19 protein-coding genes are annotated in these 22,961 nt (G+C 65.1%); 6 read left to right on the forward strand and 13 right to left on the reverse strand.

The window, feature by feature from the left end; genetic code table 11:
- Window positions 1–32: 32 nt before the first annotated feature.
- Together ACFVTG_RS09060 and ACFVTG_RS09065 are read right to left on the reverse strand one after the other, a co-directional pair.
- Complete coding sequence (locus tag ACFVTG_RS09060; protein WP_390279702.1) at window positions 33–938, reverse strand: FAD-dependent oxidoreductase; 906 nt, start codon at window positions 936–938, stop codon at window positions 33–35.
- A 141-nt stretch (window positions 939–1,079) separates the two neighbouring features.
- Window positions 1,080–2,090 (reverse strand): LacI family DNA-binding transcriptional regulator, encoded by a 1,011-nt coding sequence (locus ACFVTG_RS09065; protein WP_390279704.1) that lies wholly within the window; start codon window positions 2,088–2,090, stop codon window positions 1,080–1,082.
- A 133-nt stretch (window positions 2,091–2,223) separates the two neighbouring features.
- Between ACFVTG_RS09065 and ACFVTG_RS09070 the strand changes: the two genes are divergently transcribed.
- Entirely contained in the window at window positions 2,224–3,681 is a 1,458-nt protein-coding gene (locus tag ACFVTG_RS09070) for a sugar porter family MFS transporter (RefSeq protein WP_390279706.1), read from the forward strand.
- On the opposite strand, the gene ACFVTG_RS09075 is transcribed toward ACFVTG_RS09070, so the two are convergent.
- Genes ACFVTG_RS09075 through nirB form a run of 3 tightly spaced genes read right to left on the reverse strand, consistent with a single transcriptional unit; the run spans window position 3,678 to window position 8,536 of the window.
- Window positions 3,678–4,838, reverse strand: coding sequence for a uroporphyrinogen-III synthase (locus ACFVTG_RS09075; protein WP_390279707.1), 1,161 nt, complete (start codon window positions 4,836–4,838; stop codon window positions 3,678–3,680). The two genes, ACFVTG_RS09070 and ACFVTG_RS09075, sit on opposite strands and share 4 nt — an antisense overlap.
- A gap of 10 nt (window positions 4,839–4,848) precedes the next feature.
- Window positions 4,849–5,883 (reverse strand): uroporphyrinogen-III C-methyltransferase, encoded by a 1,035-nt coding sequence (gene cobA, locus ACFVTG_RS09080; RefSeq protein WP_390279708.1) that lies wholly within the window; start codon window positions 5,881–5,883, stop codon window positions 4,849–4,851.
- A 13-nt stretch (window positions 5,884–5,896) separates the two neighbouring features.
- Window positions 5,897–8,536, reverse strand: a complete 2,640-nt coding sequence (nirB, locus tag ACFVTG_RS09085; protein ID WP_390279709.1) for a nitrite reductase large subunit NirB — start codon at window positions 8,534–8,536, stop codon at window positions 5,897–5,899.
- Window positions 8,537–8,816: 280 nt separating this feature from the next.
- Here nirB and nirD point away from each other — a divergent pair, with 280 nt between their 5' ends.
- Window positions 8,817–9,188, forward strand: coding sequence for a nitrite reductase small subunit NirD (gene nirD, locus ACFVTG_RS09090; RefSeq protein WP_284752556.1), 372 nt, complete (start codon window positions 8,817–8,819; stop codon window positions 9,186–9,188).
- 1 nt (window position 9,189) lies between these two features.
- Here the strand turns inward: nirD and ACFVTG_RS09095 are convergent, their stop codons facing one another.
- The 6 genes from ACFVTG_RS09095 to ACFVTG_RS09120 form a co-directional block, all read right to left on the reverse strand.
- Window positions 9,190–10,938: a phospho-sugar mutase gene (locus ACFVTG_RS09095; protein ID WP_390279711.1), complete on the reverse strand. Its 1,749-nt coding sequence runs from the start codon at window positions 10,936–10,938 to the stop codon at window positions 9,190–9,192.
- Between the two features lie 156 nt (window positions 10,939–11,094).
- The gene (locus tag ACFVTG_RS09100) at window positions 11,095–12,750 is read right to left on the reverse strand and encodes a glycoside hydrolase family 32 protein (protein WP_390279713.1); all 1,656 of its coding nucleotides are present in this window, start codon (window positions 12,748–12,750) and stop codon (window positions 11,095–11,097) included.
- A 104-nt stretch (window positions 12,751–12,854) separates the two neighbouring features.
- Entirely contained in the window at window positions 12,855–14,459 is a 1,605-nt protein-coding gene (locus ACFVTG_RS09105; RefSeq protein ID WP_284752559.1) for a glycoside hydrolase family 68 protein, read from the reverse strand.
- Between the two features lie 507 nt (window positions 14,460–14,966).
- The gene (locus tag ACFVTG_RS09110) at window positions 14,967–15,722 is read right to left on the reverse strand and encodes a YcnI family protein (RefSeq protein ID WP_390279715.1); all 756 of its coding nucleotides are present in this window, start codon (window positions 15,720–15,722) and stop codon (window positions 14,967–14,969) included.
- Between the two features lie 116 nt (window positions 15,723–15,838).
- Window positions 15,839–16,441, reverse strand: a complete 603-nt coding sequence (locus ACFVTG_RS09115) for a hypothetical protein (RefSeq protein WP_390279717.1) — start codon at window positions 16,439–16,441, stop codon at window positions 15,839–15,841.
- Between the two features lie 108 nt (window positions 16,442–16,549).
- Window positions 16,550–17,350 carry a purine-nucleoside phosphorylase gene (locus ACFVTG_RS09120; protein ID WP_390279719.1) on the reverse strand — a complete coding sequence of 267 codons (801 nt, stop codon included), beginning with the start codon at window positions 17,348–17,350 and terminating at the stop codon, window positions 16,550–16,552.
- A 145-nt stretch (window positions 17,351–17,495) separates the two neighbouring features.
- Here ACFVTG_RS09120 and ACFVTG_RS09125 point away from each other — a divergent pair, with 145 nt between their 5' ends.
- Both ACFVTG_RS09125 and ACFVTG_RS09130 read left to right on the forward strand, forming a co-directional pair.
- Window positions 17,496–18,911: an NAD(P)H-quinone dehydrogenase gene (locus ACFVTG_RS09125; RefSeq protein ID WP_284752562.1), complete on the forward strand. Its 1,416-nt coding sequence runs from the start codon at window positions 17,496–17,498 to the stop codon at window positions 18,909–18,911.
- A gap of 189 nt (window positions 18,912–19,100) precedes the next feature.
- Complete coding sequence (locus ACFVTG_RS09130; protein ID WP_390279721.1) at window positions 19,101–20,087, forward strand: S66 peptidase family protein; 987 nt, start codon at window positions 19,101–19,103, stop codon at window positions 20,085–20,087.
- Window positions 20,088–20,120: 33 nt separating this feature from the next.
- On the opposite strand, the gene ACFVTG_RS09135 is transcribed toward ACFVTG_RS09130, so the two are convergent.
- Both ACFVTG_RS09135 and ACFVTG_RS09140 read right to left on the reverse strand, forming a co-directional pair.
- Window positions 20,121–20,357: a type II toxin-antitoxin system RelE/ParE family toxin gene (locus tag ACFVTG_RS09135; protein WP_390279723.1), complete on the reverse strand. Its 237-nt coding sequence runs from the start codon at window positions 20,355–20,357 to the stop codon at window positions 20,121–20,123.
- 1 nt (window position 20,358) lies between these two features.
- Complete coding sequence (locus ACFVTG_RS09140; RefSeq protein WP_284752565.1) at window positions 20,359–20,571, reverse strand: type II toxin-antitoxin system Phd/YefM family antitoxin; 213 nt, start codon at window positions 20,569–20,571, stop codon at window positions 20,359–20,361.
- Between the two features lie 116 nt (window positions 20,572–20,687).
- Here ACFVTG_RS09140 and ACFVTG_RS09145 point away from each other — a divergent pair, with 116 nt between their 5' ends.
- Window positions 20,688–22,493, forward strand: a complete 1,806-nt coding sequence (locus ACFVTG_RS09145; protein ID WP_390279725.1) for a DUF222 domain-containing protein — start codon at window positions 20,688–20,690, stop codon at window positions 22,491–22,493.
- Window positions 22,494–22,541: 48 nt separating this feature from the next.
- A complete protein-coding gene (locus ACFVTG_RS09150; RefSeq protein ID WP_390279727.1) occupies window positions 22,542–22,958 on the forward strand; it encodes a YybH family protein in 417 nt (138 codons plus the stop codon).
- Window positions 22,959–22,961: the final 3 nt, after the last annotated feature.

Genomic DNA, 22,961 nt, shown 5'->3' on the forward strand with positions numbered 1-22,961 from the left:
GCCACACCGCCCGGCTGCCGTGGAGGCTCCCCTCAAGCAGCGGCGGAACGTTCGGAACGCTCGGACCGTGTGGCACTGGAAGCGCGGAGCCTGGCGTCTTCCTCAAGCCGGGAGGCGCAATGTGCCGCCGCGGCATTCGAGGACAAGACGAGCCCAAGGCGCATGCCGTCCCGGGAAGCGGCGTCGCCGATTGCCCAGATGCCGGGCACCGAAGTGGCGAAGTCGCGCCCCACCCTGATGCCGCCGTCGGGCGCTGTTTGCAGGCCGGCACTTTCAGCGAGCCCATTGCGGGGGAGCCGTTCCTCGGCGAGCACCACAAGATCACCGTTCATGCTGCTCCCGTCTTCGAAGACGATCCCGGTAGCAGGCAGGACCGAGCCGGCGACGGAAGGCATGACGGCAGCTGGACGCAAAGTGGTACGGATGGGCCGGACTCCGCGGGCGCGGAGCACGGCCTCGGCCTGGCCGGCTGCCGGACCGGTGCCAACCAGTATCCCCAGCGGACGACGGCCCAGGACCCGGGTGATGTCCTTGACCGCGGTGCCGATCTGCTCGGCGTCGTCGATGGTGGAGTAGCTCAAGCTACGCGCAGCGCCTTGGACGGGCGGGAACATCGGGGAGGACCCGGTCGCAATGACCAGCTGATCATAGGGGAACTCGAGGCCTTCGGTGGTGGTGACCGTGCGGGTCTGGACATCGATGAAGCTCGCGGCCTGGCCGAAACGCACGGAGACCTGGGGGAGGGCGGCTATCTCCAGCAGCGCATCAGGGCAGTCGTCGCGGTTGCTGAGGACCGTGATGGTGCCGTGGAACGCTGCCGTTCCCGGCTGTCGCGACGTAGTGCTACTGCCTGTCAGTTGGCGGACCAGGGCCTGGGCTGCGGGCCCGGCTCCTGCGATGACGAGGTGGATGGAACCTGCGGACGGGGTGATGGACATGGTGGGTCCCTTCGCTGAACTGAGCTGTGGTTGATGCGCCTGTACCCAGCGTAGGCGCGGGGTTTTTCGCTGGTGTTTCCCCGCTGTTGCCATTTGCCGGTGGCCCGTTCCCTGATGGTTACCGGCCGGTAATGAGCTGGGTCACATGGGGGCGGGTGCCGTTGAGTTTCGGACTACCAGTTCGGGCGTGAGGCGCGTGTCCGCGACGGGAGCATCGGGATTATTGAGCCGGTCCATGGCCACGGCTCCGGCGACGCTTCCCAGTTCCACTGCGTGGAGGTCCACCGACGTCAGGTCGATTCCGTGGAGCCGGCCGGTCCGTGAATTGTCGTAGCCCACGAGCGACAGGTCTCCGGGAATGGCCAGGCCCCACGCGTAGGCAGCCTCGCGTACCGCCATCGCGAACTGGTCATTGTGGGTGAAGATGGCCGTCGGTCGGTCCGCGGAGTCAAGCAGTTCAGCTGCGGCACGCTGTCCGGCGGCTTGCGTGAAGTCATCGGCCGGTATGGTCCAGGGCACCCTACCGGCGTCGCGCATGGTCTTCTCATAGCTTCTGCGGCGGACCGTGTGGCCGTCATAATCGGGTCCGGCAAGATGGGCGATCCGGGTGTGTCCAAGGCCGAGGAGGTGTTCGGTGGCGGCGCGGGCGCCGGCGTCGTCGTCCGAATACACGCTGTCCACGCCGGGTACGGGCCGCGCGACACTGACGATCGGGACTATTTGGGCCAGTTCCCGCACTCGTTCGTCCGGGTCCAGCAGCGTCGCGGCGATGATGATCCCCACCCGCGCCTCGATCAGCGAGTCCACGGCTCCCGGGTCCACGCCGTCGATAGACTGGGAGACGCTCAGGATGAGCCGGTTGCGGGCCTGGGGAAGTGACATCCTTACGCCGCTGAGGATGTCCGCGTAGACCTCGTTGTGGATGTCCATCAAATAGAGCCCGACGGCGGAGCGATGCTTTCGTGCCAGGTCGGCAGCTGCCGCGTTGGGCCGGTAGCCGAGACGTTTTGCCGCGTCGAAGATGGCCTGTTTCGTCTCGCCGCTGACACCCGGAGCACCGCGGAATGCGAAGGACACGAGCGTGCGGGAGACGCCGACTTCACGAGCCACATCGCTCTGTGTTGCGGGACGAAGCTGCCGGTCAAGACCCATGCCCTCATCTTCCCATGACGGAGAAGTCTCAATTAAGTCATTTGTTAGATTGACCTTACATTCAAGTCTTTCGCGCGTTAGTCTGTTATTCAGAGCGGGTGTATGACCCGCATCACAAGACAAAGGAGTCCTGATGTCTGCTACGCAAAGCCATAGGGGAATCGGCAGCGCAGTCGCGCTTCCCCCACTGACCAACGGCCCGCATCGTAAGCGCCTTGGCCTGGTCGCCCTGATTGCCACGTTCGGTGGCCTGCTATTCGGTTACGACACGGGTGTCATCAATGGCGCCCTGAGGCCAATGACGGCCGAGCTCGGCCTCACCCCGTTCACCGAGGGCATCGTTGCCAGCTCGCTCGTTTTCGCCGCGGCGATCGGTGCGCTCTCGGGCGGGCGCATTTCCGACGGGTGGGGGCGCCGCAAGACGATCATTCTGCTGGCGGTGCTGTTCTTCGCCGGCACCGTGGTGTGCGTATTCACGCCGAGTTTCGGGGTGCTCGTCGTCGGCCGGATCCTGCTCGGTCTCGCCGTGGGCGGCGCCTCAGCGGTGGTCCCGGTGTTCCTGGCGGAGATGGCGCCGTATGAGATCCGTGGCTCCCTCGCGGGCCGCAACGAGCTCATGATCGTCGTCGGTCAGCTGGCGGCCTTCGTCGTCAATGCCATTATCGGCATCGTCTGGGGCGACATCCCCGGTGTGTGGCGCATCATGCTTGCGGTCTGCGCGTTGCCGGCGATCGCGCTGTTCTTCGGGATGCTCCGCGTGCCCGAATCGCCGCGCTGGCTCGTGGAGAAGGGTCGGCACGATGAGGCCCTCGCCGTGCTGCGGTCCGTCCGCTCGGAGGAACGTGCACTTGCGGAGCTTGGCGAGGTCGAGAACGTCGCGAAGGAGGAGCAGGAGAGCCAGCAGATCGGCTGGCGTGCGGTCTTCAGCAACAAGAACCTGTTCCGCATCCTCCTCGTGGGAATCGGCCTGGGCGTCGCCCAGCAGCTGACCGGCATCAACTCGATCATGTACTACGGCCAGACGGTGCTCGTCGAGTCGGGCTTCAACGAGAGCGGCGCGCTCATCGCGAACATCGCGCCCGGCGTGATCGCCGTGATCGGCGGCGTCGTCGCTTTGACCCTGATGGACCGGATCGACCGTCGCAAGACCTTCATTCTCGGCCTGACGCTGACCACCAGCTGCCACCTGCTGATCGGGTTCGCCTCAATGATGTTGCCCGTCGGCAACCCGATCCGCCCGTACGTGATCCTCTTCCTGGTGGTTGCCTTCGTCGGGTCCATGCAGACGTTCCTGAACGTCGCGGTGTGGGTCTACCTGTCGGAGGTCTTCCCGCTGCACATGCGCGGCTTCGGTACCGGCGTCTCGATCTTCTTCCTCTGGGTCGTGAACGGTTTCCTTTCGCTGTTCTTCCCGTCGCTGGTCGCGGGCCTCGGGATCACCGGCACGTTCTTCCTCTTCGCCGTCGTCGGGGCGCTGGCCCTGGTCTTCGTCGTCAAGCAAGTTCCCGAAACCCGTGGCCGCACCTTGGAAGCACTTGAGGAGGACGTCACCACTGGTGCCATCTACCTCGTCCACAAGAACCAGGGCTAGACCCGCAGCCGGTAGCCCCGTTTGACCACGGTTTCCACGAGCTTTCCGTCAGGGAGCGAGGACCGCAAACGGCTCACCGTCATGTCCAGGGCGTGGACCGAGCCACGCAGTTCGAGAAGGTCGGAAAGCGACTCGCGGGACAGCACTGCGCCCCCGGCTCCCAAAAGCGCCCTGAGCAGGAGCAGCGGAGCCGGGGCCAGTTCCACCACGGAACCATCGATCCTCAAGCAGCGCCCGCGCAGCTCGATATGCCCTGAGGGAGTGTCGAGCCGGCGCACATGGTTCAGGGCCAGATGTTCGGTGACGAGGCGGATGAGCGCGCCCATGCGGTAGCGGTCCGGGATGAGCGGGGCGAGTCCGGCGTCGATCAGCGGCTGTGCGGTGACGGGCCCGACGGCGGCAACGGTCACTTGGGTCTTGAGGGCTTCGATCAGTTGGCGGTACATGCCCATTTCGTGGGCCGTGCTCCACATGGCGTCTACCGCGGGCGCGCTCGTAAAGGTGAGCACATCCAAGTCTCCACTGCAGGCGGCTTCGATGAGGCGCGGCAGCTTGTCTTCGCCGTCGGGCTTTACCCAGCGGTACGGGGTGACGGTGAGGACCGTCGCGCCGGACATCCGGAGGCGCTCCAACTGGCGGACGTCGGTGTAGCCGTGCAATTGCACGGCGACGGTCTTCCCCCGGACGCCTTCCTGAAGGAGCATGTCCACGAGTGTGGCGGTGGTTTCGTCACTGCTGATTCCGACGTCGGCAAGGCCTGCCGCGCGGACCGCACCCCGGGCTTTTGGTCCCCGCACGAACATGCGGCAAGCGGCCAGGACGTCAAGAAGTTGCTCGCCGATGCCGAAGGAGTCGGCGGCCTCGCACCAGCGCCGCATGCCGTAGGCGGTGGTGGCGATGCAGATATCGGGCTTGGCCGCGATGATCGTTTTCGTGTCCTCGATGAGCGTGACGTCTTCCTGGACCGGCGCGATCTTCAACGCCGGAGCGTGCAGCACCGAAGCACCGCGCCGTTCGAGCGCCTCGATCAAGTCACGTGAACGCCTGTGCGAAGTCACTCCGATCCGGAAACCGTCCAGCGGCGCATCGTCGCTTGGTCCGGGCGCGGCCAACGGCGAGCCTGCATCGATGGAATCAAGGGCATTCAACGTAGTCATGTGTGTTCTTTCAGGCTTCAAGGAGGGAAGCCGCGAGGCGGTCCAGGTCTGCGGTGGCTTCGGTGTGATCGCGGTTGGTTTCGGCCACCCGGACCACCTCTCCGATGACCAGGACGGCCGGGTTGGTGCAGCCTGCGGCCGCGGTTTCGATGGTGCCGAGTTCGGCGATGGTGGTGCGTTGTCCGGGGCGGTAGCCGCGTTCGACGACGGCCATGGGCATCGCGGGATCCATCCCCGCCCGCCGGAGCCCGGCAGCGAGTTGGGGGAGGGTACCGATGCCCATGAGGACCACGATGGTCCCGCCGAGCCCGGCCAGGTGGGTGTGTTCCTTCTCGGTCAGCGGTGCGTGGCCGGATACCACGGTGAACATGTGGCTGACCTCGCGGTGCGTGACGGGAATGCCGGCGGCCGCCGGGACCGAGATGGCGCTCGTGACGCCCGAGATGACGCGGACGGGGACGCCCGCCTGCACGCAGGCGCTGACTTCTTCGCCGCCGCGGCCGAACACGTAAGGGTCACCGCCTTTGAGCCGGACCACATTCTTGCCGGTCAGCGCGGCGTCAACCATGAGCGTTTCGATGTCGCATTGGGCGACCTTGTGGTGCCCGGGGCGCTTGCCGACATCCACCAGTTCCGCGGACGTCAGTTGCGCCAGTTCCGCGTAGGGGGCAAGCCGGTCGTAAAAGACGACGTCGGCGTCCCGCAGCGCGTTGACCGCGCCTACGGTCAGGAGGTCGAGGGTGCCGGGACCGCCGCCGACCAAGGTGACGTGCCCGGACTCGCCTGCAGCCGGTTCGCTGGCGACGGGGATCCCCGCTTCCCGGCAGCGTTCGAGCAGGGGTTCCCAGCCGGGCTGGCCGTCGTCGACGGCCGCGACCAGAAAAGGGCGTTCGGGCAGCGGGCCGTCAGAGTCGGCTCCGTCGGGGGTGCTGAGCCGATATACGACGGCGCCGGCGGCTTCGAAGCGCCGCACGGCTTGCCGCGCGGCGTGGGCAGAGCCCGTGACCAGAACATCGCGGCCTGTGAGGTCGATGGTGAGCTGCATGGCTTTGTGCTCCTTAGTCCTGGCCGCGAACGGGGATCGTGCTGGCGATGAGGACGCCGCCCTTTTCCTCGTTGGTGGCGGGGCGGATCTGGCCGCGTTCGGGGACGAAGGCGATGGCCTCGTCTTTTTGGTCGGGGGCGTTCACGAAAGAGCGGAAGCGGCGCAGGCGTTCGGGATCCTTGAGCGTCTCGGCCCATTCGTCCTGGTAGGTGTCGATATGGCGGACCATCGCGGCTTCGAGGTCGTTGGCGATGCCGAGCGAGTCGTGGATGATGACGTCTTCGATGTGTTTGAGGCCGCCGTCGAGTTCCTCCTGCCAGCGGGCGGTGCGCTGGAGCCGGTCGGCGGTGCGGATGTAGTACATGAGGTAGCGGTCGATGTACTTGATCAGGGTGTCGTCGTCCAGGTCCTGGGCAAGGAGCTGGGCGTGGGCGGGCAGGAAGCCGCCGTTGCCGCCGACGTACAGGTTCCAGCCCTTGTCGGTGGCGATGACGCCGACGTCCTTGCCGCGGGCTTCTGCGCATTCGCGGGCGCAGCCGGACACGCCCATTTTGAGTTTGTGCGGGCTGCGCAGTCCCCGGTAGCGCAGCTCGAGGTTGATGGCCATGGCGACGGAGTCCTGGACGCCGAAGCGGCACCAGGTGGAGCCTACGCAGGATTTCACGGTGCGCAGGCTCTTGCCGTATGCCTGCCCGGATTCGAAGCCGGCTTCGACGAGTTCCTTCCAGATCTCCGGGAGTTGTTCGAGGCGGGCGCCGAACATGTCGATGCGCTGGCCGCCGGTGATCTTCGTGTAGAGACCGTATTTCTCGGCAACCCGGGCGATGACCCCCAGGCCCTTAGGGGTGATTTCGCCGCCGGCGATGCGGGGGACTACAGAGTAGGTACCGTCCTTTTGCATATTGGCCAAGGCGCGGTCATTGGTGTCCTGCAGGGTGCCGCGACCGGCACCGAGGACGTATTCGCTGTTTTGGCTGGCCAAGATGGAGGCGATGGTGGGTTTGCAGATGTCGCAGCCCGCACCGGTGCCGTATTTGGCCAGGATGTCCTCGAAGGATGTCAGTTCCAGGACGCGGATGGCGTCGAAGAGTTCCTGGCGGGAGAGCTCGAAGTGCTCGCACAGGGCCTTGGAGACCTCGATGCCGGACTTCTTCAGTTCCCCTTCAAGGAGCTTCTTGAGCATCGGGACGCAGGAGCCGCACTGCGTTCCGGCCCGCGAACACGTCTTCAGTTCGCCGAGTTCCTGGACGGGGGCGTTGCCTTCGCAGGAGCCGCAGCCGTTGATGGCATCGCGGACGCTACCTGCGGCCACGTTGTTGCAAGAGCACAGGATCGCGTCATCCGGCAGTTCGGTTTCGGGGGCGTCCCCGCCGCCGGCAGCGGTGAGGTAGGCGCCGGGTTCGGCGGGGAGTTCGCGGCCGAGCAGGGGGCGCAGGCTCATGTACGGTGTGGCGTCGCCGACGAAGATCCCGCCGAGCAGGGTCTTGGCGTCGTCGGTGGTGACGATCTTCTGGTAGACGCCGCGGGCCGGGTCTGCGTAAACGATTTCCAGGGAGTGCTCGGTTGTGGCGAAGGCGTCGCCGAAGCTGGCCACGTCCACGCCGGAGAGCTTGAGCTTGGTGGCCGTGTCGAAACCGGGGAAGGTCGCTTGCCCGCCGTGCAGGCGGTCGGCGACGATCTCGGCCATCGTGTTCGCCGGAGCCACGAGCCCCAGGCACATGCCATCGAAGTTGGCCACCTCACCGATCGCCCAAATGCCCGGGACCGGGGTGGCGCAATGGTCGTTGATGACAACGCCGCCCTTCTTGCCCAGTTCGAACAGCTGTTCTTTGCCAGCGGCGGGCCCGTCTACGGTGCCTTCCGTTTCGCGGAACAGCTCATCGCGGGGACGGATGCCGATGGACGCGATGACCATGTCGGCGGGGATGACGCGGCCGTCCTTCATGAGGACGCCGGTGACCTGGCCGTCGTCGTCGGACAATACTTCGGCAGGGTAGGTTCCCGTAAGGACTTCGAGTCCCTTGGCCGTGACCAGCCGGCCCAGCGCCTGGCCGGCGCCCTCATCGAGCTGGGCGTTCATGAGCCAGCGCGAACCGTTGATGACGGTGGCCTGCGCGCCCAGCTCCATGGTGCCGGCCGCGGCTTCCAAACCGAGGAGGCCGCCGCCGATGGTCACGGTCTTCACGGTCCGGCCGAGCTTCTCCGTGAGTTCGGCGATGGCCTTGTTGATGGCCCAGACGTCGTCGAGGGTGCGGTAGACATGGGCGAGCTCGCCGCCGGGGAAGGGGAGCTGTGCCGCGTCCGAGCCGGTGGCCACCACCAGGTGGTCATAGGCGTAAGTGTTGCCGGCTGCGGTTTCCACGGACTTGGCATCGGGGTTGATCTTGACCACCCGCTCGCCCGTGCGCAGCTCCAGCGCATCATGCTCCCACATGGACATGTCGCCCAAGGTGAGGTCGTAGTCCACATCGGTCAGCGCTTTGCTCAGGGTGACCCGGTCATACGGAACGTGCGCTTCCTCGGTCAGGACCGTGACGTGCCAGCCCTCGAGACCGCGGGTATGCATCGCATCGGCAAAACGGTGGGCCGCAGGGCCCCCGCCGGCGACAACAATACGGCGCTGGTTTTCTGGGGTGGAAGTGTGTCCGGTCACTGGTGGCCTTTCGCATACGCCGCAGAACGTGCTCCGCAACTTGTCACTTCAGACTACGGACGGGCAGTTTCTCTTCAGTTTCCCTTTTGTTTCGTGGTCTTAACTTCTGGGTCACGATTGGATGTCGGCACCTGTGAGGTCTCTTTTACGCACCGGACACATTGACTGCGTTCCGGTGAAACACTCCCCGCCTACCTTGAAGGTATGGCCGCTGGGCGGCCAACGCCTGAAAGGAAAGGACAGCATTTGTCCGGCTGCAGGCATAGCGAGAGGGGTTGACATGACCGTCATTCTGGAACGGGAAGAACAACTGACGAGCGCGCCGACCGCGTCCAGCTGGCACCGTGTATGCCCGTTGGACGAACTTGAGCCGGCTTGGGGCGAGGCAGCGTTGATCGACGGCGTGCAAGTGGCGATTTTCCGCCTCGATGCCGACAATGTCTACGCAGTCGCCCAGCAGGACCCCGCAACCCTGGCCAATGTCATGGCCCGCGGGATCACCGGTTCCCGGGGATCACGCCCCACCATCGCCTCCCCGTTGCACAAGGAGGTCTACGACCTGCAGACCGGTGAGTGCTATTCCAACCCCGGGCTCCGGCTTCCGGCATTCAGGACCCGCATGGTTGACGGCTTCATCGAAGTCGAACTCTAGCTCAGAGCCCCAGCGCCTCGCGGACGTCCGCGAGTATGTGGTCCAAACTGGTTCGCGCGGCGTGCCGGGTTTCTGCGAGTTCCGCCGCGGACCCGACCGACTTGATGACCTCCAGGTAGCACTTGAGCTTTGGCTCGGTGCCACTGGGCCGGATGATGACGCGGCTTAGGTCCTTGGTCAGGTAGAGGAGACCGTCCGTTGGCGGCAGTTGCTCGCTTCCCTCGGCCAAATCCACAAAGGTCTCGATGGCGGATCCGCCAAAGGACTCCGGCGGATCGGCCCGAAGCCGGTTCATCATCGCGTCCAGCAAACCAAGGTCCGCCACGCGGATGCTGAGTTGGTCACTCGCGTGCAGGCCGTGCACCAGGTAGATCTCGTCCAGGGTGTCGAAGATCGTCTTTCCTTCGGCCTTGGCCGCCGCCGCTAGTTCGGCGATGAGCAAGGAGGCGGAAATGCCATCCTTGTCCCGGACAAGTTCGGGCGCAACGCAGTAGCCCAGGGCTTCCTCGTAGCCGTACACAAGCCCCGGCACCCGGGAAATCCACTTGAATCCCGTCAGCGTTTCTTCATGGGCGAAGCCGGCCGCCGCCGCAATGCGGGAAAGCAGCCGGGACGAGACGATCGAGTTGGCAAAAACGCCGCGTGTCGCATCTCCTTGCCGCGCATCCGCGGCGTGCCGGGCCACCACATGCGCCCCAAGCAGGGCGCCCACTTCGTCGCCCCGCAACATCCGCCAAGCACCCGTATCAGGGTCCTTTGCCGCCACAGCCGCGCGGTCGGCGTCGGGGTCGTTGGCCAGCACGATGTCGGCACCCAGGCGCGCCGCTGCCGCCAAAGCCAGATCCAGTGCGCCGGGCTCTTCCGGGTTGGGGAAACTGACCGTGGGAAAGTCCGGATCCGGCGCTGCCTGCTCTTCCACGAGCGAGACGTCCGTGAAGCCTGCCGCATTCAGCACCGACACCGCCGTCTCGCCGCCCACGCCATGCATTGGAGTCAAAACGATCTTCAGCTCACGGGCCGGGAAATTCCCGACGTCGGCGAGGCCGGCCATCGCGGCCTCATACTCGCCGGTAATGGAAACAGGCAGCTCAGTCCAGCCGGACCCGGCCAGTTCGATGGAATCCAAGGGGCCCACGGCTTCGATGCTTGCGGCGATCTGCGAATCGTAGGGTGCCACGATCTGGGATCCCCGGCCGCTTTCCTCCACGGCCCGGCCGCCTAGGTACACCTTGTATCCGTTGTCCTGCGGTGGGTTATGGCTCGCCGTGACCATGACACCGCCGTCGCAATCAAGGGCGCGGACGGCGTAAGCCAGCAGGGGGGTCGGAAGGGCCGAAGGCATCAGGAACGTGTCGATTCCCGCGGCTGTGAAGATGGCTGCGGACTCTCGTGCGAAGACGTCCGAGTTGTGCCTCGCGTCATAGCCGACGACGGCGCGCGGCCGCGTTCCGGGGGAAGCCGCCTCAACGGCGTCCTTGAGGAAGGCCGCCAAACCTGCTGCTGCCCGCCGCACCACCACGCGGTTCATCCTGTTGGGACCAGGACCGAGGGCGGCGCGGAGTCCCGCGGTACCGAACTGCAGTGTTCCACTGAAGCTGTCTTCAAGCTGTTGACGGGCTGCAGCGACGCCGCTGGAGGCGAGTCCGGCCAGTTCGGACAGCGCTGCCGCGGTGACCGGGTCCGGGTCCTGGGCAGCCCATTCGCCGGCGTCGGATATCAGCTTTTCAAATTCGGCATCGCTCGATGTCATAGGGATAAAGCTATCGTCAAAGAGAATGAATGCCGAGGTCAAGGGCTATGTCGGCCGTCACAGTATGGTGGTGGCCCCATCCCAACTGACTAGCATTAGTTGTCGTTATGAGGCGTCTAAACGACAACTAGTGCGAGTCAGTTGGGCTGCCGAGCGTCAGGGTTGCTGCCGCGTGCTGGTGAGTACGAAGCTCGCCGCGCCGCCTGCGCTGAAGGCGGCCGCGCCCGTGTTGCCCCAATGCGGGAAGAAGATGTCCGAGATAACCGCCGCTCCGTCGCCCGTGAAGACCTCCACGGATGAGGAATCCAGGAGGATACGCAGGCGGACCTTGCCGTCCTTCATAGGCACGAAGACTTGATGGTAGGGGCTGAATTTCGGCGAGAAGTTGGAGGTTCCGGCCGCCGAACGGTCCACTTTCAGGGTTTGGCTTGCGCGGTTGTACGAGATGCGGAGGCCTGCCTTCCCGTCCGCCGAAGCCCGCAGCACCAATCCGGCCTCAGCTGCGCCCGAAACGTCCATTTCGGCGTCGATCAGCTGGGTTCGGGCCCCGAAATCGCTGCCCAGGGGCTCCGTGGAGTCGGTGACGGTGAGGTTTTTGCCATGTACTTCACTGGTCTTGGTGTTCGTGAGCGCGTTCGCGGCAGCCTGGGCGATGGTCGAATGGATCTCGAAACGGCTTCCCGCGGCCACGAGGGTGAGCTGGCGGGGGATGGCCATGGACCCGCGCCACGGGGTGCTCGGGACGGCTTGCGCATAGTCCCAGTTCCCCATCCAGCCCAGAAGCACCGGCTTTCCACCAGGAGCCGCGGTGATGGTGTTGGCCGCATAGAAGTCCGCTCCATGGTCCAGCCACTGTGACTTCGTCAGCGGGTCGCCCGGCTTTGCAGCGTTTTCCGCCGTGAACCGTGTGCCGTCGAAATCGCCCACGAAGTACTGCATGCCGGAGCCTCCCGCGATGCCTCCCGGGTTGATGCTCAGGATCATGACCCACTTCTTCAGGCCGTTGCCGCCGTCGACGTCCATCTGGAGCAGCTCGGGAACTTCCCAGAGCCCGCCCTGGGCGCCCACTCCCGAGAAGTCGCTGAGGAAGTTCCAGTGCAGCAGGTCGGTGGATTTGAAGAGTTTTACCACCTGGGCGTCAGCAACCACCGTGGTCATGACCCAGTATTTGCCGGGCTCGTACCAGGTGATCTTCGGATCCCGGAAGTTGTTCGACGCGGGCTGCAAGCTGAGCACCGGGTTGCCTTTGTACTTGGTCCAGGACTTCCCGTGGTCCAGGCTGTAGGCCACGGACTGGGCCTGGCTGCCCTTGGGCAGCGCCCCGCCGTCGCCGTATGAGCTGGTGTAGAGGGCTACCAGCGGCGGGTTTTCAGCGCTGCCCAGGCCGGAGGCGTTCTTGCTGTCCGGAACGATGGCGCCGGAAAAGATTTCCTCGCTGGCGGAGCCTTCCATGGCTACCGGCTGCTGGGTCCAGTGCACCAGATCCGTGCTGGTGGAGTGGCCCCACGACATATCTCCCCAGAAGTTGCCGTGCGGATTGTGCTGGTAGAACGCGTGGTAAGTGCCGTTTTCGTAGACGAGCCCGTTGGGATCGTTGATCCAGTTTTGCGACGCCGTGAGGTGCGCGGCGGGCCGCCACGGGTCCGATTCGGATGGTGCGGGGGCAGCCATCCCGATGGCGGTGCCGCCGGCGGATGGCGACGCGTCCGGCGTCGGGGTGCAGGAACTCGCGAACACCGCCAGGACGACGGCGACGACGGCGAGTACCGCCCTGCGAGCGGGCCGGAACGGGTGTTGGGGAGAGTGGAGCATGGGACTTCCTGGGTTGTGGAGCGGGGCGCCCGGGTGAACCGGGCGCCCCATGTTGCCGGGCAGGCAGCGAATCCTCTGCCTGCCCAGCTGGTTTTGACTGTGGCCTACTTGTAGAGGCCTTCCCCGCCGACGCGGACGTTGGTGGGGAGGTAGCCGAACGGGCCGAGGCCGTTCTTGCCGAAGCTGCGGTCCACCTGCGTGACGCCACCGGCGAAGTTGATCTTTACCGTGGGGGAGAGGGACCCTCCACGGACGCCGTCAACGTTGTCGATGAAGGACTGCACCAGGCCGCCCGGCTGCACGTAGTGCGAGTAGGCCTGGAACTGGCGGCCGTTCTGCTGTGCCGACTGGGTGCCGCTCGGGTTGTTCGCCGGCAGGTTCAAGTCGGTCGGCGAGCCGAGGGCGAGGCCCGAGCTGTTCACCGGCTGGAAGTCCGAACGGACACCGTTGCCAACAAAGCCGTAGACGCCGTCGGGACCACGCATGCCATCGGCGTACGTGAACTGGTGGCTGATGGTGAACAGGTAGTACTTGTTCTGGCCGTTTTCATTCTGGATGAAGATCTGCGGGCGCTCGGTCTGGTCGTTGACGCAGTTGGCGGACAGGATCGGCGGCAGGAAGTGCCACTGGGTCAGGTCCTTGTTGTCCGCGACGGCCAGGCCGACACTCGCGGTCTGGAACCAGGAACCAGTGGTGGTGTTGACCGTATTCGTGTTTTCGGCGTGGGGATCGCCGGGGCGGTAGCCAAGGTCAGCGTCCGTGCACTTGTACTCGCCGCGGTTTCCGGCGGTGTTGCCTTCGAAAACCATGTACGTCTTGCCCGGGTGCGCCGGGTCTTCGAAGGTGTACGGGTCACGGAAGGCAAAGCCGGCGTTCTGGGCCTTGGTCTGGTACAGCTTTCCGTCCGGCTCGAGCAGCTTGGTGTGCTGGAAGCCGTCGAAGGTCACACCGTTCTGGTCGGCGTGGATGTTGCCGAGGGCCTTGGCGATGACTGCGTCGGGAGCGATCCCGCCGCCGCCCGCGTTGCGCTCTGCACGGTCGTAGAACGTGGTGGCCGTGTAGAACACGTTGACGTGGTCACCCTGCATGAGGCGGGTGGAACCGGACCATTCGGTGTTGCCGATCGAGGTGTTGTCCAGGAACAAGTGTCCGCCGTAGTTCCACTTGTCCTTCGCGGGGTCTGCGTTGGTCTTGCGGAAGAAGTAGCCGATGCGGGCATTCCAGTGGCGCTGGTCGAAGCCGTAGCCCGCGTGGCGATCGGCGACGAGGGAGAAGATAACGTCCCAGCCCTTGTAGCTGATCTGGTTGGCGTTCTGGTCGGTCAGCGACCACGTGTCCCAGACCCAGACGTCGTCGTTCATGGCGGGGAAATCCTTGGGGATTTCCGGCATGGTGACGTTGGGGCTCATGGAGTTCTGGCCGGGGGCCACGTTCGGATTGCTCTGGGCCATGATCTGCTTGGCATCCGCCCGCGTCCATTTGGACGTGAAGGCTGCTGCAGGGTCAAAGGCCTCTTGCGTGTGGACCGTCGGCAGCGGGAATCCCGGCGTCGGGGCCGGCATTGTGGTGGCCGGCTTGTCGGCAGGCAGGTTTGCCTGGGCTGCCGGCGATGCCATGAGCACCGTGGCAGCCACGCCGGCAGCGGCCGCAAAGGCGGCCGCCGACCGCAGGCGTCGGCGTGGCCTGTTGGGGGTTGAGTGAGATTTCATGCTTGCTCTTCTCGCGGAGGTTGGACTACGTGGAATGGGCGCAAGCCCTGGTCCGAACTCCGGCGTTCCCGGTAACACCAATGGCGTCGTCAGGAACGCCATCGTGTCGGGTGGATGGGGGATTCTTAGGAAGCCCCCATCCTTCGGTCCCGGCACGTCGACTTGCCGGGACCGTTCAAAGCTTGACGTGCGCTGGATGCGGTTGCAACCCGTGTTTCGAGCGCCGTTCCGGGTCTTAGGCAACATGTCAGACATATGTGCGCAAGCGTTTACATTCTTACACCGCGCGCGTGCCATGGAAAGCGCGACGGGTCAAATGTTTCTGAATAAATCTGATTTATTTTTAAAGTTCACATGCCATTAACGCGGGGGCGAATTGACTTGACAGGCGTCGGAAAATTGCTGTGGCGACGACTGTCGTTGGTGGGATTCGTGGTCGGCTGGAGCGGGATGCAAAACTGCCCGCGCCGGGGTCCGGTGCGGGCAGTTCGCTTGTTCGATGTGAGGCTATTTGGCCTTCGTGGAGCGGGTTCGCACCAGGGCGGTGACGCCTGCGGCCAGGCCGACGAGCCCAGCCGCGAGTCCGAACCAGCCGGCCGCGGATCCGGCGTCGCTGGATGTCGCCGATGCTGCAGCTGACGGGGCTGACGGGGCTGACGGGGCCGGGGTCGCGGACGGGGACGCCGTGGCCGTCGCGGATGCCGCGGCTTCGTCGCTGGCGGTGGTCACGAAGGAGGGTGCCGGGTGCTCGGGTTCGGGCTGGCCTTTGACGGTCTTCTCGTCCCACTTCACCACCGTGCCGTCGGTGTACGTCTGGGTGGCCGGCAGCGTCACGGTGGTGCCGGCGTCGGGCAGGACACCCACGGAGATCGAGAAGGCTTGGTATTCGTTCTGGCCGATCTGGTGTGCGGCGTCCGCGGTCCAGACGACCGAACTGATCGCTTTGGTCACCGTTGCACCGGCGACAGTGACGGGCTTTGGCAGGGTGGTGGTGACGAGCTCGGCCGTCCAGCCCTCGACCGGCTTCACGGACACCGAGTTGAAGGGTGTGTCCGTCGGCAGTGAGACCTCGAGTTTGCTGGTCTTGGCTGTTTCGGATTCGTTGGGAACGTTGAAGGTCAGGTGGGTGTAGCCGCCCGCTGCCGGGTCGTCGGGATTGACGTTGACGTGTGCGGAGGCGGCTGAAACGCCGAAGGCGAGCAGCCCGGCGGCCATCGTCGCGGCGCAGGCGGTTTTGAGGGTACGGCGGTGGGTAGTCTTCATGGCAATGGTGCCCTTTCACAAAGGAAAAGCGGTTGGGGACCGGGCGAACGGAGGTCCGGACCGGTGAAGGCAGCGAGTTGCCGCCTGTCCCTGCCCGCAGATGAAAGGGGGCAGTCTCAGGTGGCCGGAACCAGGGCGGGCGGGCCGCGCCGGGAGGGAAGCCGAAGGCCGGGGAGGCTGTGGGAACGCACAACCGGGGTCGGGCACGGAGCGGGGGTGCGAAGTGGGTGGATCGCTGTTGGAGCGGGCAGTTGGACTAACGGGCGCAGCCACGCCGCCAATGCCCATAGTGCTTGTTCGCCGCGCGCGAGGACCAGGGCCGTGCCCAAGGTTGCGAGTGTGTGCGCAGCGAGCATTTGCCAGTCGCTGGCCGAGGCGTGGGTTGAGGCGATGGCGCTTACGGTATCCGGGGCTGGCGCCAGTGGAACATGTCCTGCATGCCCGGACTGCAACGGTTGCGCGGTGGAAGTTCCAGATAGCGCACAGAACGCCCAGTGAAGGCAGAGTTGCCCGGCCCCCAGTAGCCCGGCGAAGACTGGCAGCGAAAGCCGGGCACGCGTCAGGATGGCGACGGGGAGGATTGTCAGGGCACAGAGCGCCGTCAGAATGGCCGGTGCCGGAAGGTTTCCGCCGCCGGCAAGGTGCCCACCCGCGGCAAAGCCCAGAATGATTGATCCGATCAGGCCCGTTCGCAAGAACCGGAAAGGCGCGGATGTCATGATCGGCGGTCCTTTCCGGTTCGAGCGCTGTGGCGGAGAATCAGTCAAATTCTACCGGGGCTGCTTAGTCCGGAATTGCCGGGGAGCCTCGACGCCCCGGGTGCTCGATCAGAGCTTGGCGATGATGTCCGCCAGGAGGCGCGAAATGCGTGCGCCCGCCGTCTGCCCCGCCTCGATGACTTCCTGATGGCTCAGCGGTACCGGGCTGATGCCTGCGGCGAGGTTGGTCACGAGGGAGATGCCGAAGACTTCCATGCCCGCGTGCCGGGCGGCGATGGCTTCCAGGGCGGTGGACATGCCCACCAAATCCGCGCCGATTCGCTTGGCGTATTGGACCTCGGCCGGCGTTTCGTAGTGCGGGCCAGTGAACTGGGCGTAGACGCCTTCGTCGAGCGTGGGATCCACCTCGCGGGCCAGGCCGCGGATGCGCGAGGAGTACAGGTCCGTGAGGTCGACGAAGGTGGCGCCTTCAAGGGGGGAAGCCGCCGTCAGGTTGATGTGGTCGCTGATCAGCACAGGAGTTCCAGGGGTCCAGGCTTCATTCAGGCCGCCGCAGCCGTTGGTCACCACGAGGGTCTTGCATCCGGCTGCCGCAGCCGTGCGCACGCCGTGGACCACTGCGCGGACGCCCTTGCCTTCGTAGTAATGGGTACGCGCACCCAGGACAAGGGCGCGCTTGCCCTCCTTCGTCAGGACCGAGCGGATGGTGCCCACATGCCCCTCAACGGCAGGCGCGTGGAAGCCGGGAACTTCCGACGCAGTGAGGGTCGCCGTCGTTTCACCTATGAGATCCGCAGCCGCGCCCCAGCCTGAGCCGAGCACGAGTGCTGCGTCGTGCGATTCGACGCCGGTCTCCGCTGCGATGTAGTCGGCCGCAGCTTTGGCGGCCTCGAATGGGTCTGTGTTCATCAGCTCTGTGTTACTCACTGGTACAAACTACAGTGCCGCGCGCGCTGTTGAACAGGGCGGCATTGGCCAGGTAAACGGCCTTTACAGACGTTCTCAGGTGGGGCTTAGTGGCAGGTCCGCCCGCATTAAGTGAGAATGGAACATTGTGACCATGCATCCTGACTTCAGCTCACCACGAATCGCGATCCTGGGCGGAGGTCCAGGCGGATATGAAGCGGCCATGGTCGCGGCCCACTTGGGAGCGCGGGTGACGCTCATCGAGCGCGCCGGGCTCGGCGGCTCGGCCGTCCTCACCGACGTCGTACCTTCCAAAACCCTGATCGCGACGGCGGATCTCATGACCCGCGTCGGCGAGGCGGGGGAGCTGGGAGTCAAGTTCGCGGTCGACGGCAGTGACGTGGCGCCGGGCATGCGCGCGGACCTCGGCCACATCAACGACCGCGTCCTGCACCTCGCGCGGGAGCAGTCGGACGACATCCGGGTGGGCCTTGAGCACCTTGGAGTGGAGATCCTGATGGGCTCCGGAAAGCTCCTGGACAACCACACCATCGAGGTCATCACCTCGGACGGCGTCAAGACGATTACGGCTGACGCCATTCTTCTCGCCGTCGGCGCCCACCCCCGCGAACTGCCCACGGCAAAGCCCGATGGCGAACGCATCCTGAACTGGGCACAGATCTACAACCTCGAGCAACTTCCGGAAGACCTGATCGTCGTCGGTTCCGGCGTTACCGGCGCCGAATTCGCTTCGGCCTACAACGGCCTTGGCTCGAACGTCACCCTGATTTCGAGCCGCGACCAGGTGCTGCCAGGTTCGGACACGGACGCGGCCCAGGTCCTCGAAGGCGTCTTCAAACGCCGCGGCGTGCGCGTTCTGTCCCGCTCGCGCGCGGAGGCCGTTGAAAGGACCGACGCCGGCGTGAAGGTGACGCTCGGCGACGGCAGCACGGTCTCGGGCAGCCACTGCCTCGTCTGTGTTGGCTCCATCCCCAACACTGCCGGAATCGGGCTGGAAGAGGCGGGCGTGGCTGTCACGGAGTCCGGCCACATCAAGGTCGACGGCGTCTCCCGCACCACGGCGCCGAACATCTACGCTGCTGGCGACTGTACGGGGATCCTGGCCCTCGCCTCGGTCGCTGCCATGCAGGGCCGCATTGCAGTTGCTCATTTCCTGGGCGACGCCGTCATGCCGATCAAGCTCCGCCAAGTGGCCTCAAACATCTTCACTTCGCCGGAAATCGCCTCCGTGGGCGTCTCCGAAGCCGACCTCGAATCGGGCAAGTACCAGGGCGACGTGGTCATGCTGTCCCTGCTGAGCAATGCCCGCGCCAAGATGCGCAACACCAAGGACGGCTTCGTCAAGATCATCGCGCGCAAGGGTTCGGGCACTGTGATCGGCGGCGTCGTCGTCGGACCGAACGCCTCCGAGCTCATCTACCCGATCGCGGTTGCCGTGAAGCAGAAACTACACGTCGACGACCTCGCGAGCACCTTTACGGTGTACCCCTCCTTGACCGGGTCGATCTCGGAAGCGGCGCGACGGTTGCACGTGCATATGTAGGTTGTTGTTCGCATTCGGATCTGCGACACAGAAAACGCCCCACGACGCGCGTATTCGCGTGTCCTGGGACATTTTGCGTCGCGTGAAACCAGATGCGCGTCCTCGGCACCCAACCCCAATGCGTTTATACCCTCGCTGAGTACGTAGGCAAGCGGCGTGGTCAGCGTTGCGTTTGCTAGCGTCGAGCACATGCTGTCCATCTACCCGCCCAAATTTCGTCGCGGTGACTTGGTGCGGGTGGTCGCGCCCGCACTGAGCCGCGCCGTGGTCATGGAGCACGACCACACCAGCCGCATCGAGGGGCGTTTCGCCGAAATGGGGTTGCGGCTTTCCTTCGGGGAGCACGTCGACGAAATGGATGGGCTTCTTTCGTCGTCGGTGCAGTCGCGTGTTGACGATCTTCATGCGGCCTTTTCGGATCCGGAAGTAACGGGAATCCTGACAGTCATTGGTGGATTCAGCAGCAACGAATTGCTTCCGTATCTCGACTGGGAGCTCATCGCGGCGAACCCGAAAATCCTGTGTGGCTACTCGGACATCACGGCACTTCAGAACGCCATCTACGCACGCACCGGACTGGTGACATACTCCGGGCCGCACTGGTCCACATTTGGCATGCGGGACCACTTTGCGGAGACTCAGGCCTGGTTCATGGAGGCGCTCTTTGGCGGGGAGCCCATGGACGTGCGTCCGGCCACGGCTTGGACGGACGATGCATGGTTCCGTGACCAAGACGGCCGAACGGTGATTCCCGGCGATGGCTGGTGGCCGCTGCAACGCAGTGCCGCGAGCGGACGGATTGTGGGCGGAAACCTGTGCACGCTGAATCTCCTCCAGGGAACGGCCAACATGCCATCTTTGGAAGGAGCACTCCTCTTAGTGGAGGACGACTTCGAAAGCCACCCGGCTACATTTGCGAGGGAGCTTGCGTCGCTTCTGCAGATGCCAGGGGCAAGTGGCATTCGGGGTCTGGTGATAGGTCGCTTTCAGCAGGCAAGCCGAATGACCCGGGATCTACTGGCCCTGATAGTTGCCAAACATTCCGTCCTTTCCGGCCTTCCGGTGCTCGCCAACGTTGATTTTGGCCACACCTCGCCTATCTTCACCTTCCCGATCGGAGGCGACGCCGGGGTATCTGTCGGTGAATCAAGCACTTTGAGGATCACGCGCCACTGACGACGGAGAAATCTGTAAGCGGACTTACTCCCTTTAGATTTCGCGGCGATGACCGGCCTGAACGACGACGATGACGAGTCGGCCGTCGTCGATCCGGTAGAGCACCCGATAATCTCCCGTTCCGACGCGCCACTCGACCCGCCCTGCCAGCTTCTTGACGCCGGGCGGGCGTGGAGTCTCGGCCAGCAACTCGATGGCTGCTTGGACCCGGCGGCGACCCTCGGGAGGAAGCTTGCGCAGTTGCCGAAGGACCGTGATGTAGTAGCTCACGTCAGGCCAGATCGCGCTTGACGTCCTCCCAGGGGATAGGGGTCTCACCGGTCTGTTTCATCTCCTCCCATGCCATGTTGACGGCCCGGATGTCTTCAAGTTCTTCCGCGGCTTCGCGAAGGTGCTCCAGCTCGGCGGAATCAATCACTGCCGCGACCCGAATTCCGCGGCGAGTGAGGAATACCGGTTCGCGCTCACGATGTGCCGTGTCCACAATGGCTACGTCAAGTGCAGCAAAACGTACGTTGCGTACAGAACTGTCGATAACGTATTTTCTGTTCCAGATCGGAAGCGGGTTATTTTGTCGGTGCCTGCTGGCAGAGTATTGCCATGGAAGCGATCGGACACTTCACCAGTAGCCAGGGCACTGCGCCCGGCGGCGGGTTCGTCGTGTTCCATAAGGCGCGGGAACCTCGGAGGGCGACTGCGGCCGGTCAAGGGACGGGTCAAATGCGTGGGCTGCGCCGGCTCGCCCTGCTGGATCCGCGCGAGGACCGCATGGGCGATCACGGCGGCGACGGTGGTCCGCAGCAGGTTCTGGAGGGTGCTCTTGGAGCGTTGCGCTCCCTGGCACGGACCGCGGTGGACGACGTCGGGCCTCTGGGGATGCAGGATTCCGCCGCGTTCGCCTCCGGCGTGGAGGAACTCTCCCGCACCCTGGACTATTTGCAGCTCGTCGCCGCGGGGCAGGTGCACCGGGTCCGGCAGCAGGAGCCGTCCGGCGGGACCGGCTGGACGACGGGCTGGGGAGCCGAAGCCCGGGAGGGCGGTTCCAGCGATGGCCCCGGCAGCCCCGAAACTGAAGGCGGAGCAGCCGGTGCCGGGGACGGTGCCGGGTGCGGCGGTCTCGCTGCGGGTGACGCTCTCGCCGGGTTCCGGGAGTTCCGGAACACGGGTGAGCACCTGCGCTCGCTGCTGCGGATCGGCGCGGCGGAGGCCCGGCGCCGCCTGGCCCTGGCGGAGGACCTGCTGCCGGGCCGCTCCCTCACGGGGCAGCGGATCCAGCCGCGCTATGGGGAAGTGGCCGCGGCCCTGGCCTGCGGGAGCATCGCGTCCCGGCCGGCCACCACCATCACCATGGCTCTGGAACGCGTCCGGCCCGTGTGCAGCGCCGAGACAGCCGCGGACATGGAACACGCACTGACCCTGACGGCGGCCGGGAACGACGCCGATTTCCTGGCCAGGATCGCCCGCCGCTGGACCGACGCGATCGACCAGGACGGGTCCGAGCCCGGCGAGGAATCCCTGCGCCACCTCCAGGGCGCTTTCCTGCGGCGGCCCAAGCACGGTCTGCAGCATCTGGAGATCTTCGCCACCCAGGACCAGTACGAGCACCTGCTCACCGTCATGAACACCGCCACCAATCCCCGGACCCGCGTGTCCGGGGACCATGCGGTGGACGCGGGCGGCGGGGACGGCGGGGGCGGGCCGGCAAACGCTCCGGCTGACGGCCGGGCAGATGATCTGCCGGGTGGTTCAGGTGATGATGCCGCGTCCCTGGACCGCCGCACGAGGGCGCAGAAACTCCTGGACGGGTTGCTGGGCGCCTGCAAGATCGCCCTCGCCACAGGTGCGCTGCCCGCGGCTGGAGGCCAGCGCCCCCAGATCATGGCCACGATCGACCACCGGGACCTCCTGGCAGCGCTGAAGGAAGCCGGGCAGCTCACGTTCCTCGGGCAATCTGGACAACCCGGGCGCTCCGGCGGGTCGCAACGGGGCACGGGGAGCTTCACGTTCACCGGTCCGGTCCCGGCGGCCACGCTGCGGAAAATCGCCTGCGACGCCGACATCATTCCCGTCGTTCTCGGCGGCGAAGGCCAGGTCCTGGACATCGGCCGGTCCTCCCGGATCTTCCCGGCCCACATCCGCAAAGCCATCAGCGCCCGGGACAAAGGCTGCGCGTTTCCTTCGTGCACGATGCCGGCCCCGTGGTGCGAAGCCCACCACATCGAGTACTGGTCCCGGGGTGGACCGAGCAGCGTCGAGAACGGCACGCTTCTGTGCAGCCACCACCACCATCTGATCCACAAGGAAGAGTGGCACATCCAGGTCCAAACAGGCGTGCCCTGGTTCATCCCGCCACCCCACATCGACCCACGGCAAAAACCACGCAAAAACCACTACTTCCACGTGTGACCACGTTTTCTTGGAAGTCATCCTCAACGCCTGTGCAAGAGTATGACGATGGAGATTTGTCACCGGAAGATCCTCGTCGATGAACTCACAGCCGTGATGCGCGGGTATGAGGCGGCCAACAACACGCACGACATCGAGCGGGTTTTGCCGTACATAGCTGAGGATGCAAGCTATTGGTTTTCGGACGGATCTTACGAGGGCCGCGAACAGGTCCGGGCAGCTATCGAGGCGACCTTCCTCGCAATTCGGGACGAGCGATACGTCGTCGACGAATTGACGTGGGTGCTGGTGCAGCAGGAGGCCGCCGTGTGCCGTTACCGATTCTCCTGGACTGGAATTATCGACGGCCAGCAACGCTTGGGAACGGGACGCGGCACTAATGTCTTCATGCGCAAGCACGAAGGATGGCAGATTGTCCACGAACAACTTACAGCCGATTCAACTCGATCTACGCCGGACACCTGATCA

It is taken from the genome of Arthrobacter sp. NPDC058127 (assembly GCF_042884555.1).
Classification (GTDB): domain Bacteria; phylum Actinomycetota; class Actinomycetes; order Actinomycetales; family Micrococcaceae; genus Arthrobacter.